Below are 17,814 nucleotides of genomic sequence, written 5' to 3'. Positions count from 1 at the left end.
CTTACTTCCCTTTCCCTTTGGCTGGCTTGATCAGATCATCCGCATTAATGTCCATTGAGCTTTCGACAAGATCATCATCGTCTTCCGGTTCTGCTGCCTTTTCAGGACGTTTTCCCTTCTTTGGTAAGTGGTACTGTTCAATGCTGCCATTCGACTTTTCGATCAAAAGGGTCCCTTCCTCTTCGGAGAGACCCTCGATCAATTGGCCGCCTAGTTGTCCAGGACCATAAACAACACCGTTATGCCGCACACGATAACGTTTCACCAAGACATCCATGGATGTTTATCCCCTTTCTTACTTCACTTTCAAAACAAACCAGGAATCCACGTCTTCCGGCTTCGGCAGCGGACGAGACGCCAGGCGGATCATCTTCTGATCGTTGTTCACGTCCGTCCAGACCTTCGGGATCCGCGTTCCCTCATAGGTGTGGAACTCACCGTCGCTTTGCTCGACCTGAGTGACCGCACCGTACAGGCGGGATCCAAGGCCGCGGCGACCCATGATCAGATGATCAGCTGGCATCATGGGTTGCTCGACACCGTTTTCATCCAAAAACCACTCATCGTAGGTGTACAGCTCAAGTCCCAGGCTGGTCAGCGTACCGATGTACGTCAGGCCATCCATCTGAACACTTGGCTGAATGGTGCCGATCGTCAGGTTTCGGATGTCAAGCAGCTTCTGGACCGCTGCATCGTTAATAAACAAGTCCGCCACGTTGCTTGCCATGATAACGATGTTCGGATTAACGCCCGAGTTTTGAATGATCTCTTGGCGAATGCGTTTGAGGTCATCATATTTTTTGCTGGTGGATTGATCCCACGCGGTGGTGCCGGACAGCGTCTCTTTGTTCGTGAATTCGTAGTCGATCTCATCTTCCACGAAGTCAGTGCCACCGACTTTATCGACCCAACCCTTGATCGTAACGCGGCCGTTGATCAGGATCTCACGGCAAAACCACTCTTCGGTCCGAGTGATCATGTTGGAAAGATCTGTGATGTCCTTCGCCAGCAACTCGAGCGCGCGCTGTTCAGGTGTACGTGTGCTGTAGATGTTTTCTCCCATCATGCGCTTGTTGATGTCGTTCTTTGTGAGCACGCGCTGAGGTGCAATGTACGGCGTTTCGTAGGTGTCCGTACGGAAACCTTGACGGCCGACAATAATGCCGCCGCGATTACGGGACACGAACGGGGCCATTACCCGTTTGCCCTTCTTTGTTTCGACGTCTACTTTTTCCGTGACAAAGGTCTCTACGGTAGGGAAGAAGGTATCACGGAAGAATGTGCGAGCAGGCTTCATCTGCTCGATCGCCTGCATCATGGTACGAGTGTCATAGATATTGATAGTGTTCAATGGAATCAACCTCCTTAGTAGGAAATATTGTCGCTCAGGAAGATGCCGCGCTCCCGAAGCGTCGTCTCATGCTGGGCAGCCGTATCGCTACCGCCAAAGATCAGCGCCTTGCGGTTAAATTGCCCGCTGATGTACGCCTCTGCCACGACGTTGCCTGCCGTGGTGTCCACGTCATTCACCAGGATGCAGTCGGCTGTTTGGCTGCCGTCGGCATTTGCGCTGTTTACCTTTACCGCCAAACCGTCAGCAGTGACGATACCCAGTACCGTTCCACGGGCGACAACGCCTTGACCGGACTTCAAAGTTACCGCCTTAACCTGTTGAGGTACATCGATACCCGCAATCAGATTGTCTGGCGTGAAATTTCCTGTGTTTGTGTTCAATTGCATGATTAATTCACTCCTTTATTCAAGAAATTTGCCAACATGTTAACCACGTTTTTCACTTCTTCTTTCTTGTCGCCGCCGGTTGTGTCAGCAGGTTGGCCATCAACACCATCGACACCAGAATCGGCATTATCGGCCTCGGCATCGTTCAAATAGCGGCGACCTTTTGCGGCATCGTTTTTCAATGCCTCAAATGCCAACTCGTGTGCATTCATCGGCTGCTCAAACTTTGCTTTGTTGACCAGTTCAGGGGCAATGGTGTTGCTGATCTCTTCGATCGCCTTGATACGCTCCCGCTCGGCCTTCGCCCCTGCTTCCTTCGCTGAATTTTCAATTTGGGCGACCAAATCAGGGTAAGCTTGTTTCAATTCATCGATCGTTTTCAAAGTGATATCCTCCTTTTTGGATTGTTGCTTTTGGCCTTTATAGGCTGTATTTAAAAAACCAGCTTGTGGGCTGGTTTTGGGTAACGCGCTGGGCAGATTTTTGAACTGGGACAGATCATGGTGGATACTGTTTACCACCAGCAGGTGACCATTTACGGCGGCCTGTACTTCCGATGAAGTGATGATTTCATCGATGAATCCATTGTCCAACGCCTCCTGTGCCGTCATCCATGTCTCATCACGCATCATCTGCGCGATGGTGTCTCGCTCCAGCGAGGTTCGGTTCAAGTACGAACTAATGATGGATTCCTTTACAGTCTCCAAAGTGTCCATGAATTTCTCGAAATCAGCGGAATTGTAGTAACCCCACAGCGCAAGCAGAGGGTCATGAATCATGAACAGCGCATTGGATGGCATCTTCACCGTATCGCCGGCCATCGCTACGATGGTGGCTGAACTCGCTGCGATCCCGTCGATGATTACCGTGATATTGGCAGGGTTCATCCTCAATTGGGTAAAAATCGCATGCGCTGCAAACACGTCCCCGCCAACTGAATTGATCCGCACAGTAATGTTCGACTTGGTCCCGAGTGCGCGAAGGTCTTCGGCAAACTGCTTGGGAGTCACGGTATCCCCTTCATCCCACCACGGCTTTTGCGAAGCGATGTTTCCGTACAGGAGCAACTCTGCTTCCGTATCGGAAATGTTTTTGAATTCCCAAAACCTACTCACTCTTGACGCCTCCTTCCGGCAATAGGCCTGCATTTTTCATTAACTGATTTTCTCGCTGCAGCTGTTCGATGTTGCGGTCGAAATCTCCACCTGTCAGCTCGATCGTCTCTCTTTCCCTGGTAGAGAAGCCGTTTTCGACCCGCATCTTGGCCGCCTGCACTTCCTTCGTCGGGTCGATCTGGCCCGGGGCCGGTCCGTGCCACTCTGCGCGGCTCCATGCTTTCGCCATGAGAGGGTCGTTGAAGTAACCGGGAGCATTAACTCTCCCCCTGGCGATTGCCTCCGACAGCCACATCTCATAGATAGGCTGGCAGAAATCGTTCGCAAACCAGGTTCGCCGCATCTTGAAAGCCTTCCATGCTTCCAGCAGAGCCGCCCGGCTGGCTGAATAGCTGGACGTGAAGCTTTTCAGGAGCAACTCATACGGGATCTCCAGAGCCGCACCGATCTGCCTGGCCAGTGCAGTCACAAAAACATCGAAAGTGGAAGCCGGCCGTTTCGGATCTGCGGTCTCAATCTCAAATCCGGGTGGTAACACGTTAATCGTCCCAGATCCGAGCTCCAGAGAATTCGGATCGAAATCAACCTTTTCGCTGTCTTGTACAGCTTCCGCAATAGGGAAGTCAGAAAAGGAATTCTGTCCCTCTTTCACAAAGACTGTGAAAAAGCTTAGGATAATGGCTGCGGTCAACTCTGCTTCGGTGTATTGGCTGATTTGCTTGATAGACTGTATCACAGGAGCCAAAAACGGCACGCCGCGGTATTGCTCACAGCGCTCGGTCTCCATGATCTGCAAGATGTTTGGCTGCCCCGTCCGCTTGCCGAATGCTTCTACCCTCACCCACTCCGTTTCCGTCATGGGCGCGGTCGGGTCATGCAGGTACTTGTTGGCGATCCAATAGGCAACAACAGCCCCTGATTGGTCAATCTCAACACCGTTAATGATCCGATTCCCGTTCTTTTCATTTCTTCCGATCACGGAACTGATGGTCGGATACCCTGTAGTTCCCCAGGGGGTACAAACCCGATCACCTTCAAACAAATGGAGGCGAAGAGCATATGGGAAATACGGCTTGGGATCTCCCTGCTTGATTGCCACCCATCCATCACCATTCAACAGGGCGGACATAAACAGGACGGACTGCAGCTCATAGAAATTGTTCATGCGCAGTGCATCGCAAAACCTACTTTCCGCCCACAACGCAAATTCACGCTCGGTTTTCCGTTCCCACTCATCGGCCTGCTCACGGGTTAGCCCCAGCAGTTCGTGGTCAATCCGAGATTTGAGCTTCAATCCCGCGCCGATAACGTTGGTCCTTGGCGTCACGATAGCTGATCGCCCCAGCGCGCCGCTCATGAACAGATCACGAGACCGCTGCCTCAGTGTGTCCAGGTTCAAATCGATATCAGACTGCGGACTTTTCGATCTCGCACGCCACCCTTTTAACGCCTTTTTTGTCGTAGATGCACCGGACTCTGAGTAACCAGTGTTGAGGACATCGAGAGCGCGGCGTGCAGCTTGACGTTTAAACGCCCCGTGAGGATTGAAATAGGCAATAAATCTGTCGACGGTATTCAAATGATCACCTCCCTCGCCTTAAAGATCGCGAATGACAATTCGCCGAGCCCTGGCGGATCGATTTCCGGCCGCTTGATTCTCCAGCTGCTGCACTTGCCTCTCCAATTCGCTGATGGCCTTCCGGATTTCGGACAGGTCAGCCCTGCGAAGGGTTCTCGTCCCGATTCGGTACTCCTGGCCGCTCAGGACCGCCAGCTCCGCTTGGTAATAGGCCTGCAGGCGCTCTTTTGCCATATCCAATCTCGTATTCGCCATCAGGAATCACCGCATTTCCTCAGTTTTTCATGAAAAAACCGCCCGATTTTTAATCCAAGGCGGCTCGTTTTACTGCTCCATATCGCTTTTTCGACCCGTTTTGCTTGGGTTTTACAGACTTTTCCGATCTTGTAGAGACCTCTTTCAGACGCTTTTCCAAGGCTTCAAAGTTCGGATTCAGCAGCCGCAGTGCCGCCATTCCGTATACCCGTAGGTCCAACGGCTCGTTTCGCCTGTCCTTTGCGACATTTTCCCAGACCATCACCACTTGCCCGCCCTTTTTACGGAACACTTGCCGCTCTGATACAAGGCCGGCGAAGTAAACCTGATCATATCCGCGGCCGTCCTCCTTCGGGAAATGGAAATATCGAGCCCCAGGCTCGCTGATTTGCAGCCTTTGCATAATAGCGGTTTTTCCAGCATCCACTCCGAGCAAGATAAGGGGGAGCCGGTACTTATTGTTCCGGGAGACCTTATGGACAAGTGGAATGCCGTCGCCGCCCTCACCTTTGATCGGGAATACCCTCTCCTGCAGATTTTGTACGCAATACTTGTAGACCTCGTCGGTAAAGTGTCCGCCGGAGTCAACGCAGGTGCAAGCTACTACCATTCCTGTTCCATCTGCAAAATGCCAGGTTTGTTTTCGCTTGTCATCGAGCATTTGCCACGTTCTTTTATCATCGGGCTTGCCCCAGATGATGCCCTTTTCAATCCCCCACGCCTCTTCGTCCTTTCCCCAGCCGACCACCTCGTACTCCAGGCGGTCGTTCTGTGTATCGACAGCCATCGTCAGTATCAATACGCCCGGCGGAAGTTCCGCATCGTAATCCTCCCGGCGCTTGAGGAGATCGTCTTGATCGAGAGTGTCACCCGTGTAATCCTCCCAGGTCTCGCTCAGGAGGGTGTTCACGAATACCTGCATCTGCTTGGGATTACCATTTTTCAGCTCCTCATTGGCTACCTGAAAGATCTCGATCATTTCTGCCCAGCGCGTCCAGGGGGAGGCGAGCGCGTTCATGTGGAAGCCTTTTACCTTCCGCTCCGGGTGCTCGTGAACCCATTTTCCCTTCCCCGCGATTTGCTGCTTTTTCCACTCGATCTCCGGGGAGTCAAACCCGCAATGCATGCATCTCATGGAGACCGATTCGAACATGACCCGGCTCCACTCCAGCGGCTGGTATTCGCCGCATTGCGGACATGGCAGCTGCCATGTCCCCATCGAGGAGGTTTTCTTATACAGCTGCTCGATCCTTGACTGATCTTTGATCGTTGGCGTTGAAGCGATTACGATCTTCCGATTTGCAAAGGTAGCAGTCCGCCGCTTTGCGAGATCCAGGGCATCCCCTTCAGAAGTCGCCTCGAAACGGTCCAGCTCGTCCACTAACAGGATGCGGATGGGGCGGCTGGCCAGCGATGCTGGCGAGTTACTCCCCACCAACGTAATATGCCCCCCTGGGAAGCTTTTGTGAAGGATCGTATTTCCAGAAACCTTTGCCTTCGCATCGGCGATTTTGTCTCTCAAAACCGGCGTATCCCGCACCATTGTGCTGAGCCGGTCTTTCGAAAATGCCTTTGACATGTCCAGCGTTGGCATCACCAGCATCATGGGGGACGGATCTTGATCGATGTAGTAACCGATGACGTTTTCCTGTGTGAGGGTTTTCCCCAGTTGGGAACCCATCATGAAAACGACCTCTTGCACCTCGGGGTCGCTGATCGCGTCCATCATTTCGCGTTGGTAAGGAGCTCGTTCGCTTCGGTATTTCCCTGGCTCTGCTGATGATTCAGGTGACAAATACCGGTAACGGTCTGCCCATTCGGTAATCGTCAACTCAGGGGGAGGAGAAACAAACTGAGCGATAGCCTGGTATAGCTTACGAAGTTTCTGGCTCATTTTCCTCACCTGTCTGTCTCTGCGAGAAGCCTGCATAGTGGTCAGATAACTCCTGCAGTGCTTCATTGATCTCTTTTTTGAGCAGGCCGACAATGACCGGCAATTCCGTTTCGTACTGCACGAGTGGGGAAACCTTGGCCGGGATTGTCAGGCAACGCGCCTTGAACAGGCCCACCATCTTCTCCAGTACCTTTTCAACCTCACTTACCTGGATCAGCAGCTGCTCTTTTTCGGCCAGATCCATCTCCGCGATCTTCCGTTTTGCCCTCTCATGTAGGGCCTTCTCCTTGTTGTAATCGATCTTCTGGCCGCCATCCTCGTGCATATTCTCGACGTACCTGATATATCGTTGAATGTTTTCCGGGAGGTGGAACTTGCCGCGGCTTTCCTGGATCAGGATTCCGTCCTTGGTCAATTGCTGGATCCACCTTGTCGAAACTCCCAGAATTTCCGCCATATCACTGGTACTTACCACCACAACTGTCCACCTCCCTTCATAGCGAAGTAATCTTCATCCCGGATTCGCGATTTCGTAAAAATTTTAACCGGGCATTAGATGTAGGCCCTATGTTTACCATTTCCAAAAATCGCGAATGCGAAGTATCAAAAAAAATTTATAGCTAGCGAAATTTCGGGGCTCTGCCGACCCGCAAGAAAGCCGCCTGCCAGAAGGACCCGCGGCTCCCTCGTCCTCGTCGTCTTGCTCTTGCCCTCTCCTCGAACCAAGACTCACTGCCCATGCTGGTGACGCAACATGGGGATCACCTCCTTGACTATCTGTTTTGGAAAAGGAAAATATCTACCTCATGTCGAATGTTGGAAGAAAAAGGAGGTGATTAGCATGTCTGATGACGTCAAAGTAAAACCTAGTCCTATCCAACGTAATAAACTTGATGTAGCAACTGAATTAACGACCCTGTATTATTCGGCTTACAGTATGGGAGATGCCGAAGAAATTCAAGAAACTTTTGCAAAATTCTACGCTATCGCTCAGTATCTTGAAACCAAAAGAGGAAATGATCTCCAAAGTCTAGTACCAGAAGAGATCATTAAAAAAATTGGGAGATAGCGACCCCACTTTTTTCGGCAGGGGCCTCCGCCACGAGACAATCCTTAACCGCTGTGGTCACGGCACAGGGAGTGGTGCAACGTCCAGGCATTTGCCCCTGCCTGTCGGTTGTACGCCTGCACACTTGGGGAGGATTGTCGTAAACAAAAAGCCATCCGTTTGTTAGGATGGCCGCTTTGTATATTTTTCCTACGATATCAGATTACCACGGGCCGGTTGAAAAGAAAATGAACTCTTTTTGAAACAAAATTGAAGTCAGTAGAGCTCAACCCCATCAACGCCAAATATCAGTACTGACAAGGTTTTTGTAGCATTTTTTACATCGTTGTAGACGGTTCTCGGCTCAATTTTGTGAAATTCGGCTAGCTCCTCGACTGTTCGTTTTTCCTCTGCGATGTACAGCTCGTGGATGATCTGATATCGTCTCATGTCTTCTGTCTGCCCTGACGTTTCGCACATCATCTTGTAAACTTTCATCATCCTCTGGATGAACTGAACCATCGCCAGCGTCCGTTGTTTGCTGCGCTTGATAGACTCAATCGCCAGCTCATCAGTGTAAAGGTCCTCGATGGCTTCAGCACTCTCCAACGCTGACAGTTTTTCCTTCACGCCCTCGCTGTGTTTTACAAACGAACGATAATGCTTCAACAGCAGTTTTGTATTACGCAGCCGCCAGTCCTTTTTCGCTTTCTGCTGTTTTTGCTTCTCCTTCTCCTGAAAGTCCATCGCTGCCTCCACAGCAATACGTGTAATATCTTCCAACATTTTCGGGCTCAATAATTGTCTGTGTGCCATTCCGTTCACCCCTCACTGCGCACGGCTACATGGTTTATTTTAATGGGCTTTTCACTCGTTCCTGATGCGGCTTATGGTTCTCTATCCACAGCCTGTCCGCCTTAAAGAAATTTCCGAAGTCGTCTTGATTCGGGAATCCATCTGAAGAAGCATCCCGTCGTGCATGTTTGGTATTGCAAGCCGGGCAAGGAACGCAGACCTGCGTCTTTTTGATGAATACCTTGTTCCGTTTGCAGCATTGAACATTTTTGCAGTACACATAGGTCTGATAATGCAGTTCCCCATTTATTTCTTTGATGCCGGTGTATTTAGGCTGTTCCTTTTGTTCAGCTGATTTAACCACTGCAGGATCCACAACTTGCTCGACCGGGGGTTCCTTCACTGCCGTTTTAGGCTCATCAATTCGGAGTCCCAGCAGCGGCCCCAACTTCTCGCCAAGATTTTGAGTAAGGGTTCGGTCACCGTTCACATATGGCAGCTGCCGCTTTGGGAGCTCGATACTCTTTTTTTCTTCTCGTGGCTGGCTGGTCTTTTCAAATGCTCGTGGAATCTGTATGTTTGGCTCGAAAACATGCTGTGTAGAAACAGGTTTCTGCTCCCCGATACCTGGGATCTCTACACCGAAAAACCCGTACAGTCCATGGATGACATTCAGCAGCTGCAGGTTATTAGGCTTGGCAATTTCCAGCTCGGCCTTTTTGATGCCTTCTGAAATGTACAATTTTACGCTCATGGTTTTTTCCTCCTGTAATGAAGTGTTAAGTCGTCACGTTCGGCTGCATTATTTCGTAATACGCTCTTTCAACCTCGACCAATTGGAACCACATTTTGTATCGTCCTTTGGCAATGGGATGCCGCTCAGAGAACTCTGTCGTTACGAAATAGACGTTTCCGCGCTCTTCAACAATCGGGTAATAGATGCCTGGTCTACAAAAGCGGCTCGTTTTATTTCCTCGCATAAATCCCTCTGTATGGCACAGTAACAGCTTTAATCGATCCATCTTTAACCTCCCCTTTTTCATAATTACCGGTTTGTATCCAGGAGCAGCGGATCCCGGTTGCTCCCCCAATGCCATCTGGTCATTCACAACAACTTTTTCAGCAGCTTGCGAATCAATTCATAGGTTTGATCTTTATTGGACTCTTCGTCCTCTTTTTGGATATACTGACAATTAGGCGTTTGGATTTCTTTTGGCAGTTGGATGAGCAGTTCTCTGATCTCATTCAGCTGTTTTTTTGTTTCTGCTTGATCGGCAGCTATTTCATTCAGCTTGGTCATAATCTGTTCCATGGAAATCCCACTTGGAACAACGGGGGCTTTCACTGTCTTACTGGCCCCGCTGTCGCTCGTAATCCCCCAGGCATCTTTCATACGTTTCAAAGTTGTCCAGCTTGAAATTCCATACTCCCTTCGGATATGCGCATCGATCATGCCTTGCTTGACCAGTTTGAGGTAGACTTCCTTGGTCAGATCTGTTTTCGTTAACCTTTTTTCTCGTTGCTCGTTTTTTGTCTTCGAGACAGCCGTCATCTGCTTTACATCCCCCTTCTTGTATTTTTCCAGCTCTTCATGGGTCAACTGGTAAGTGATAACTTCACCAGGCTGCATGTCCACTTCGTTACTTGGAAAACGAATGTCACCGCGCCGACTGGTTCGTCCAAAAAATCTCGCTTTGGTAACCATGGACATTGTAAATCAGCACATAGCTGCTGTAGCTTTTCTCATGTTTAGCAATTTTCTCGAAACACTAACTTGGCTCATCCCCAACTTACGCCCGATCTCCTTCTGGGTGTACCCCTGTAAGGCTAGCATCGTAATGGCTGGCTCCTGACGAATCAATTCGGAGAACAGCCATTTTGCTTCAACCTCTTCTTCCACCGAATCGTAGTTTGCCAGCAATTCGGCGAGGGATCCGTCTTCATCTTCACCGGTCCAGTCCATTGAAAAGACATCCCCTGTTCTTTTTACGGCTTTTTGCGTGCGAATCATTTTCTTGAGCTCGTTTTCGATCCAATATGCTGCGTAAGTGGTGAATTGATAGCCCAAGGACGGATCAAATTTCTTTGCCGCTTTAACAAGCCCGATGCATCCGATTTGGTAAAGATCGTCGTAATCATACCCCTCAGGCGGATAGTATTTTTTCAGGATAAAATGAACGAAAGACAAATTGTCTTGAACTAAAGCATCAACATCTTTTTGCACTATGTTCATCTCGCCTTCCCCCTCTCGTACACATCTTCAAGCCAATTGACCAGCATTAGCATTTGGTTTATGGCCAACCGGTGATTCTGATATTTTTGGCATAGCTTGCCACTTGAATCGACCACCCATAACCAAAACTGCTCGTTATGCATCCCGTACTTAGCAGCAGCCTGATTTGCCTGGTTGATCCAGTCGACTACGTCCGCATAAAACGCCTTGTAATCCATAAGCTAAACCTCTTCGATCCGGATATAGATTCCCGGAAGCCTGGCCCAAAACTTTTCCGCGATCAAGCTGACCACCAGGGCGTCATCCTTCCAGAACTTCAAATCCGTCATGCAGTCAAACAGCAACTTCTGGCTGTTATCGATGTCTGGGCGAGTCGCCTTATACTCCCCATCCTGGCGCTTGCCTGAGATCGGAAAACACCATTTCACAATTAACCTGACAGGCCTGGTATACGCCTTCTCTGGAACGTGCTGCCCAAGGTGTGCCATCAGCTTTGTTCTGGCTGCCTTCAACTCTGCCGGTTCGTAGAATACCGGCTTGCCGTGCACGACCGTAACCTGTTTTTGCTGATGCGTGATTGTCGGCACTTTTTTCATCGGCATGAAGAATTCAGTCGTCATTTCGTTCACCTTCGAGCATCTCTTCCCAATCGTTGATCGTGCCGCGCAAGTAACTTGGCGCTTCGTCGCTGGAGAACAGTTCCTTTCGATCAAGAACAAACTTGACTTGGTACACGTCCTCACCGGATTTGTTACGAAACTTTATCCCAAACTGCAACTTTCCAGCTTTGTCATAGCAGCGCATGAATGAATTTCCAAATTCGATTGTTTCGCCTTTTTCTTCTTCCCAGTATTTGTTTGCATAGATTTTCTCTTTTGACATTTTTCTCTCCCTTTCTCACGCGGAAGTCAGTGATGTCAGAAGGGGTTGCCGCAAACCTGCGGCGGCAACCTTCTTCCTGACTTATCAGTCATCATAAACATGAATTAATTCAGTAATTTAATTACTACGGGCGCGCGATATATTTATATATATAAGGCGTGATTCTGATTTTTCGGCGGCGGCAACCATAAAATGATGGTGTTCGCCGCCGAAGTTTTAGTTAGCGGCGGCGGCGGTTATCATGATTCTTGCCGTATATTGCTTCATGGCGGCGGCGGAATTAATCATGATCTGCGCCATCGTCTTTTACGATCAAACCATCTTGCAAAGCATATCCGTACTTTTTGATCCAGTCTCTCACAGTCCGCTCAGACACCTCTTTGCCAGATTTTCCAAACCATTCGACAACATCTTTTACTGTCGGTGGTTCCCCGAAATTACAATTGTTCACCGCGTCTTCAAACTGCTCGGCTTTGCTCCGGCGTTCCTTTTGGGCTGACGATTTTCGCTTTTCTGCTGCCTTCTTCCACGCCGGGGCTTCCCCTTCCGGCTCGATGTCCTTCAGGCTGCCCACCTCGTCCACCTTATGGATCGGATACTGGAACCACATATTGATGGGCTCGAATTTCGGGTACTCTCGCAATGTGCCCTCTACGCGCCATGCTGTCCGGATGCGAACGCTCTTCACGGCCTGCTTGATGCTTTCCTGCGCTGCATTCAAATGTGCCGGTATTGCCCGTTTAGCGTGGTCTTCCATCGCCCTGGCGCTCAACAAATCATCTTGGGATACATGTTCATCCAAATAGTCTGGATTGAATTTTTCAAAGAGTTGCTGGTACGCCGCGCAAACGGCCTTGTTTTCCTCCTGCTTGAGCAGATCCTCCGTAACATCTAACTCCACAAGGTCGATGAGCGCGTCTGGGTCGCGGGCAAATACGCCGCTGCCGCTTGCGCGGTCCATGGACTTTTTGCCCCCTTGGGCACCTTTTGAATGGTGGTGGCAGTAGATGACGCTGGCTCCCAGCTCTGTCGCGATCTTGTCAAACTGGTTGGTAAAGTGCGCCATCTGGTCCGCGCTGTTCTCATCACCAGTCAAGACCTTATAGATTGGGTCGATGATGACGGCGATATAGCCTTTTTTGGCCGCGCGCCGGATCAGCTTCGGCGCCAGCTTGTCCATCGGGACTGATTTCCCGCGCAAATTCCAGATGTCAATCTTATCAATGTTCCTTGGCTCCAGTCCCAGTGCTTGATAGACACTTTTGAAGCGATCAAGCGCACTCGCGCTATCCAACTCCAGATTCACGTAGAGGACTCGCCCCTGCGTGCACTTCCAGCCCAACCATCGCTCTCCCTCGGCAATGGCTATGGAAAGCTCAATCAAGGCAAAAGACTTGCCGGCCTTCGACGGCCCAGCCATCAGCATTTTATGGCCTTGCCGGAGCACACCCTCAATTAACGGCGGAGCCAATGACGGCATGTTATCCCAATAGTTCGCCAAGCTCTCTGGATCTGGCAGATCGTCGTTGATGCCCTCGATCCATTCGTGCCATTCGGCCCAGCTCGCTTTCCCGATGTTGGTGTCGACGATGAATTGCTTTTTCCCGTTCCTCTCGACGCCCGGCATTCGCGACAGCCTGGATGGATTGCGATTTTGGTTGTCGATATTCAGCCCATTCTTTTTGCAGACGTTATACAGGTAGTCCACCCGTTTGCGGTACTCGTCGTAGTTGGCTGCTTCCACTCGCACGATGGCGTGGAGACTCTTCCCGCCGCTGTATACGAGGACAGCTATTGGCAGCTCCAGCTCGCGCATGATCGCATGCTGCTTTTCAATGTCCATGGTATCGGACTCGACCAAGGCGTACCGGAATTCGGTCACGTTTTCGTTTTTGACGCCTTTGCCATCCAGCGGGTTGAACCGGATCCACGCACCGGCTGCTGGATTATAGTCACCGAGCACTGCTCCGATGTCACCTTCGCACATATGTAGCAGTTCAATCAGCTCGCCGGCAGTTCGGTCCCACGCCCCTTTGGTGGGTAGGTACTTACCGTCATCGTCTTGCCACGATTCCGTAACGTAGCCGACATTTTCAGATGCCTCGAAGAGCGTCTGCAGGTATGTGGTCAATTGCTGCACTGGGTTCCAAACGGCTGGCTCGTGGATCTCCTTGCCCTCGATCCAGTTCTTATCGACCACCACGTAATCGCCAGCTATCTCGTCATCCCATCCGAGTTCCCGGCCATCTCGATCAGAACGTGGCACCCAGCCGTTGTCCTTGGCCATCTGCGTGATCGTTGCCCCCGTAACAGGTGTGCCAGCCCCTTCGAACGTCGTCCACTTTTTGAAGCACTCACCGGGATGGTACCGGGCCGGATCACGTTTGCTCCAGTTATCCCAGTCAGCTGCGGTATAGCCCTCGTATTTGAGGGCCATGCCTACACTAAGCCACTCCTGGTATGTCAATTGAGCTGGGTCGATATAGGCCAGCAGTGCAATAAGATCGAGTTTGTGCTCCATGGTTTTACCCCACTGAAAGACTTTTTCGTCTTTTTCTCCTGTTATTAGCTTGAGTCTTTGCATCTGTCCACCTGCAGTTAGATGGTTCATAATTTCCGTCGTTATTGATTCGATCAATACTTAGTGAATCAGAATATCCGTGTTTTAATGCCCAATCACGAAATTTCGAGAAATCCAACCAATCATCACAAACTTTAATACCCCTGCCACCGTAATTCTCATAAGAGTGACTGTTTGGGTTGTTACACCGTTTGAGCATTCCAGACCAAATTTCATAAAGTCGAGAATTTCTGCCACCGTGTTTGGTATTTGCTCCATTTTTTCTGTTTTCTTCTTCAAGGCAACCACAGCTTCTGATTAAATTATTTCTTAGGTGGTCGCCTCTCACTGTCGTTGTTTTTCCGCAATCACATTTACATAACCATGCTGGGTGTTTTCCGATATTTCCTGAGCGACTTAATACTGTCAATCTGCCGATTCTTTGATTCGTTAAATCAATAATTCGCATCCGTCACACCTCTGGCCGGTATTCTTTGGGGTTAATATCATTTGGAATACGCCATCCATTGGCTGCAATTCTATCGATCAGTCGTTTGGCAGATTCAAATGACCAAGTACCGACATGATTGAATCCTCGCTGTTCCAAAAATCGAATTTGCTTAGGAGTAGTTAATCCTTCTTGTCTACGTTTCTCCAGACGTTCAAGTAAGAGTGATGCTTTTCCGGCGTTGTCAATTTCATCCGGATAAATCCCCATCTTTTCTAATGCTTTCAACTGACTATCACTTGGCGGAGACATCTGCCAACCGAATACTGGCACGTAACTGGCAAGATCCTCCGCCTGGATGCTCATCTCAAATTGCAAGGGATCTACAAGCTGCCGTTTTCGTTTCTTCATTTCGGCGAGCTGCTTTGCCAGCGCTTCCTCGCGCTGCGCGACCACATCTTCGGTTGCCTGCTTCTCTACCGCCTCCAGATCCAGTGGGATGCCCGCCTGCTCGATCTGCTTGGTCATGGCCTTCGCAATCTCTTCGTTCTCGGCGATAAGGTGGGCAGGGTGGCAGAGTTCATGTCGCTCGGTATGCCACAAGAAATCCAGCAACAACAGCTCAGTTTTTCCAGGATGGAGCCGGGTACCTCGCCCGACCATTTGACTGTAAAGACTACGGACTTTCGTCGGCCGCAAGACAACTACGCAATCCACGCTGGGACAATCCCAGCCTTCTGTAAGCAGCATGGAATTGCACAGGACGTTGTATCTGTCCTTATCGAAGTCATCCAAAATCATTGCTCGGTCCTGTGATTCGCCATTGACTTCGGCGGCGCGGAAGCCAATGTTATTCAAAATATTCGTGAATTTTTGACTGGTCCTAACCAACGGGAGGAACACGACGATTTTCCTGTCTTGGGCAACGCGCCACATTTCGGCAGCGATCGATTCCAGGTACGGGTCCAAAGCTGTCCCCAGATCGCTGTTTTTAAAGTCACCGGCCTGTTGTCCGACCGCTGACAAATCCAGCTGCAATGGGATGGTCAATGCCTTGATCGGGCTGAGGTATCCTTCTTTGATTGCTCTCGGCAACGTGTACTCAAAAGCCAAGCTTTCAAAATATGATCCGAGATTTCGCATATCTCCCCGGTCTGGCGTAGCCGTCACGCCTAATACGTTAGCCGAATCAAAATATTGCAGCACCCGTTGATAGCTGTCGGAAAGACAATGATGGGCCTCGTCGATGATGATCGTATCAAAGAAGTTCCGGTCAAATTGCTCCAGTCGTTTTTCGCGCATCATGGTTTGTACGCTTCCAACGACAACGCGATACCAGCTGCCGACTGATGTTTGTTCAGCTTTTTCCCTCGCACACTTCAATCCAGTTGACTTCTCCAGTTTATCGGCTGCTTGGTCCAGCAACTCTCCGCGGTGGGCTAGGACGAGCACACGCTCGCCCAGCCTTACGCGGTCTTCGATAACCTTCGAGAATACGATCGTCTTGCCGCATCCGGTTGGGAGGACCAAGAGCGTCTTTTTCACGCCGTTTCTCCATTCCGTTTGAATTGCTTCCCGCGCCTTTTGTTGGTATGGTCTGAGTTCCATAGTCCCCTCCTAAAACTGGCCCGGCGTAAACCCGCCGTTTTGCTGGCTGGTCGGGAACGGTGTTTGATATTGGATTTGTTGCGGCTGTTGTTGAAACTGAGATGGCTGCTGGTATTGCTGTTGTTGCTTTCCAAAAACTTCATCATAAGGATAGAAGGACTTGACCTGGTTATTGGTTCGCTCCACGCCATCCTTGCCTTTAAATCTGTTGATCTCCAACTTCAACCGACCTTTTGCACCCACAACCGCGTTCCAGTTCATACGCAACGGCTCACCCTTCTTCTTTTGACCGATCCCTGTAAAGAAGTTGGAGAGCAGCCCTTCTGTCTTGGTGTGCAAGAAAAGGTTATGGAAAACGATCACATCGCCGTGTTGAGGGGAGTGAATGGTCAACTCCAGTTTTGCTTGGTTGCACGGCGGCATTTTCTCGCTCCCATTGAAACGCCCGCGCTCGAACTTCGTGACCGTAAAATTGTAGTCACCTTCTGGCAGTACGATAAACTCTCCGCCGTCCTTTTGAATTTCGTCGTCCCAATTCAGTTCTCTATCCATTTGATTCATGTGTATTTCCTCCCGTTGTTAAAATGGCAAGTCATTTCTGATGGCTTTAATCATTTCGAAAACTTGTGGCCATGCTCCGACCAACACACCTTCGACGAAGCCAGGATCGTAATTGGCGATTGGTGTATCCATCGGATAGTAACCTCTCTTGCTTACCACGATTTGAATTTCATTTTCGGACACCTGATGTTGGACCATCAGATCGCGCAATGAGGCTGGAATGTCGGTTGGGATATGCGGTTTCAATGCTTCTTCGGCAGAAGGTTGTTGTTCCTGTGGCAGCTGTTGCTCGTCGGTCATCTTTCCCCATGCTTCCTGTACCGGCGGAGTTGCTACAGGAGGCGTTTGGACAGGTTGCGCGTTTGTAGGACCCTCAAAAATGTGGGCGATATGGGCATAGTCCAGCGGGAATTCATCCGGCAATCCGTGACGATTTTTCGCGTCCCAGGCCGGGTGATGCGTGGCGTAGACCGTCCTGACGCCGCCTTGTCCCTTATGCTTCCTACCCTTGTCATCCGTCGCGACGGAGAATGTTTTATAGTTGATGAACAAGACCATGTCTGCCCATTCTTTGACCAGGGCAGCAGTGCGCGAACCCGTTTTCTTGCCCAATTTCAACTGGTAGCGATCATAGGCCCCCATCTCGTCGGGCTGCTCAAACTTAACGATTTGCGAGTGCGCGTTGAGGACGACATTTATTCCGGCTTCGATCACGTCGCTTAGCAGATTTAAAAAACGACCAAACTCTTCCTCTGCGTAAATGTATCCCTTGCCGTATCCGAAGTCCTCGATACCTCGCTTCTGGTGAGCCGCGCATACACTTTCGTTACAAAGCAGTTCCGCCCAGTCGATCGTATCGATGACGAGTGTCCCGAACTGCCCGGCTTGTTGCTTCACCCACTGGACCTGTTGCTTGAGCATTTCCCAACTCGTCGGCTTTGGCAGGCGATCAACGTCCATTTCCGTCGTCGACCCTTCCGTGTCAATAAAAATGGGCCGCGGGAACCGGGCGGCCAGAGAGGACTTGCCAATCCCCTCTGGGCCATAGAGCACAACCTTTTTAGCCTTCTGGACTTTCCCTCTGATGACTTGCATT

General features: G+C 50.3%; 22 protein-coding genes. 1 reads left to right on the top strand and 21 read right to left on the bottom strand.

Annotated features, from left to right (window positions below; genetic code table 11):
• Nucleotide 1 precedes the first annotated feature (1 nt).
• From JD108_RS07510 to JD108_RS07475, 8 genes are read right to left on the bottom strand one after another with little or no spacing between them, the layout of a single operon-like run.
• The gene (locus tag JD108_RS07510) at nt 2–277 is read right to left on the bottom strand and encodes a hypothetical protein (RefSeq protein ID WP_198829229.1); all 276 of its coding nucleotides are present in this window, start codon (nt 275–277) and stop codon (nt 2–4) included.
• Between the two features lie 18 nt (nt 278–295).
• Entirely contained in the window at nt 296–1,351 is a 1,056-nt protein-coding gene (locus JD108_RS07505) for a major capsid protein (RefSeq protein WP_198829228.1), read from the bottom strand.
• A 14-nt stretch (nt 1,352–1,365) separates the two neighbouring features.
• Nucleotides 1,366–1,740 carry a head decoration protein gene (locus tag JD108_RS07500; protein ID WP_198829227.1) on the bottom strand — a complete coding sequence of 125 codons (375 nt, stop codon included), beginning with the start codon at nt 1,738–1,740 and terminating at the stop codon, nt 1,366–1,368.
• Nucleotides 1,741–1,742: 2 nt separating this feature from the next.
• Nucleotides 1,743–2,855 (bottom strand): head maturation protease, ClpP-related, encoded by a 1,113-nt coding sequence (locus JD108_RS07495; protein ID WP_198829226.1) that lies wholly within the window; start codon nt 2,853–2,855, stop codon nt 1,743–1,745.
• Nucleotides 2,848–4,434 carry a phage portal protein gene (locus JD108_RS07490; RefSeq protein ID WP_198829225.1) on the bottom strand — a complete coding sequence of 529 codons (1,587 nt, stop codon included), beginning with the start codon at nt 4,432–4,434 and terminating at the stop codon, nt 2,848–2,850. The genes JD108_RS07495 and JD108_RS07490 overlap by 8 nt, the downstream gene beginning before the upstream one ends.
• Nucleotides 4,435–4,452: 18 nt before the next feature.
• Nucleotides 4,453–4,689: a DUF6148 family protein gene (locus tag JD108_RS07485; protein ID WP_228728345.1), complete on the bottom strand. Its 237-nt coding sequence runs from the start codon at nt 4,687–4,689 to the stop codon at nt 4,453–4,455.
• 49 nt (nt 4,690–4,738) lie between these two features.
• Entirely contained in the window at nt 4,739–6,583 is a 1,845-nt protein-coding gene (locus tag JD108_RS07480) for a phage terminase large subunit family protein (RefSeq protein ID WP_198829223.1), read from the bottom strand.
• Complete coding sequence (locus tag JD108_RS07475) at nt 6,564–7,061, bottom strand: hypothetical protein (protein WP_198829222.1); 498 nt, start codon at nt 7,059–7,061, stop codon at nt 6,564–6,566. Before JD108_RS07475 ends, JD108_RS07480 begins: the two co-directional genes overlap by 20 nt.
• Before the next feature lie 363 nt (nt 7,062–7,424).
• Here JD108_RS07475 and JD108_RS07470 point away from each other — a divergent pair, with 363 nt between their 5' ends.
• A complete protein-coding gene (locus JD108_RS07470) occupies nt 7,425–7,652 on the top strand; it encodes a hypothetical protein (RefSeq protein WP_198829221.1) in 228 nt (75 codons plus the stop codon).
• 255 nt (nt 7,653–7,907) lie between these two features.
• On the opposite strand, the gene JD108_RS07465 is transcribed toward JD108_RS07470, so the two are convergent.
• The 13 genes from JD108_RS07465 to JD108_RS07405 all read right to left on the bottom strand — a co-directional run bounded on the left by JD108_RS07465 (nt 7,908) and on the right by JD108_RS07405 (nt 17,813).
• Complete coding sequence (locus tag JD108_RS07465) at nt 7,908–8,447, bottom strand: HTH domain-containing protein (RefSeq protein WP_198829220.1); 540 nt, start codon at nt 8,445–8,447, stop codon at nt 7,908–7,910.
• 34 nt (nt 8,448–8,481) lie between these two features.
• Nucleotides 8,482–9,180, bottom strand: a complete 699-nt coding sequence (locus JD108_RS07460; protein ID WP_198829219.1) for a hypothetical protein — start codon at nt 9,178–9,180, stop codon at nt 8,482–8,484.
• A gap of 25 nt (nt 9,181–9,205) precedes the next feature.
• Nucleotides 9,206–9,448, bottom strand: a complete 243-nt coding sequence (locus JD108_RS07455; protein ID WP_198829218.1) for a hypothetical protein — start codon at nt 9,446–9,448, stop codon at nt 9,206–9,208.
• Between the two features lie 83 nt (nt 9,449–9,531).
• Entirely contained in the window at nt 9,532–10,137 is a 606-nt protein-coding gene (locus JD108_RS07450; RefSeq protein ID WP_198829217.1) for a hypothetical protein, read from the bottom strand.
• Between the two features lie 6 nt (nt 10,138–10,143).
• Nucleotides 10,144–10,659, bottom strand: coding sequence for a sigma-70 family RNA polymerase sigma factor (locus JD108_RS07445; RefSeq protein ID WP_198829216.1), 516 nt, complete (start codon nt 10,657–10,659; stop codon nt 10,144–10,146).
• Nucleotides 10,656–10,877: a hypothetical protein gene (locus JD108_RS07440; protein WP_198829215.1), complete on the bottom strand. Its 222-nt coding sequence runs from the start codon at nt 10,875–10,877 to the stop codon at nt 10,656–10,658. Before JD108_RS07440 ends, JD108_RS07445 begins: the two co-directional genes overlap by 4 nt.
• Nucleotides 10,878–10,880: 3 nt before the next feature.
• Complete coding sequence (locus JD108_RS07435; protein ID WP_198829214.1) at nt 10,881–11,279, bottom strand: RusA family crossover junction endodeoxyribonuclease; 399 nt, start codon at nt 11,277–11,279, stop codon at nt 10,881–10,883.
• Nucleotides 11,269–11,541, bottom strand: coding sequence for a hypothetical protein (locus JD108_RS07430; protein WP_198829213.1), 273 nt, complete (start codon nt 11,539–11,541; stop codon nt 11,269–11,271). The genes JD108_RS07435 and JD108_RS07430 overlap by 11 nt, the downstream gene beginning before the upstream one ends.
• A 280-nt stretch (nt 11,542–11,821) precedes the next feature.
• A complete protein-coding gene (locus JD108_RS07425; RefSeq protein WP_228728344.1) occupies nt 11,822–14,125 on the bottom strand; it encodes an AAA family ATPase in 2,304 nt (767 codons plus the stop codon).
• 81 nt (nt 14,126–14,206) lie between these two features.
• Entirely contained in the window at nt 14,207–14,401 is a 195-nt protein-coding gene (locus JD108_RS07420; RefSeq protein ID WP_198829212.1) for a hypothetical protein, read from the bottom strand.
• 172 nt (nt 14,402–14,573) lie between these two features.
• The gene (locus JD108_RS07415; RefSeq protein WP_198828728.1) at nt 14,574–16,157 is read right to left on the bottom strand and encodes a DEAD/DEAH box helicase; all 1,584 of its coding nucleotides are present in this window, start codon (nt 16,155–16,157) and stop codon (nt 14,574–14,576) included.
• Nucleotides 16,158–16,166: 9 nt separating this feature from the next.
• A complete protein-coding gene (locus JD108_RS07410) occupies nt 16,167–16,718 on the bottom strand; it encodes a hypothetical protein (protein WP_198828727.1) in 552 nt (183 codons plus the stop codon).
• An 18-nt stretch (nt 16,719–16,736) separates the two neighbouring features.
• Nucleotides 16,737–17,813, bottom strand: a complete 1,077-nt coding sequence (locus JD108_RS07405; RefSeq protein WP_198829211.1) for an ATP-binding protein — start codon at nt 17,811–17,813, stop codon at nt 16,737–16,739.
• Nucleotide 17,814: the final 1 nt, after the last annotated feature.

It is taken from the genome of Brevibacillus composti (assembly GCF_016406105.1).
GTDB classification, from domain to species: domain Bacteria; phylum Bacillota; class Bacilli; order Brevibacillales; family Brevibacillaceae; genus Brevibacillus; species Brevibacillus composti.
This window is presented reverse-complemented; position numbering and strand designations above follow the sequence as displayed.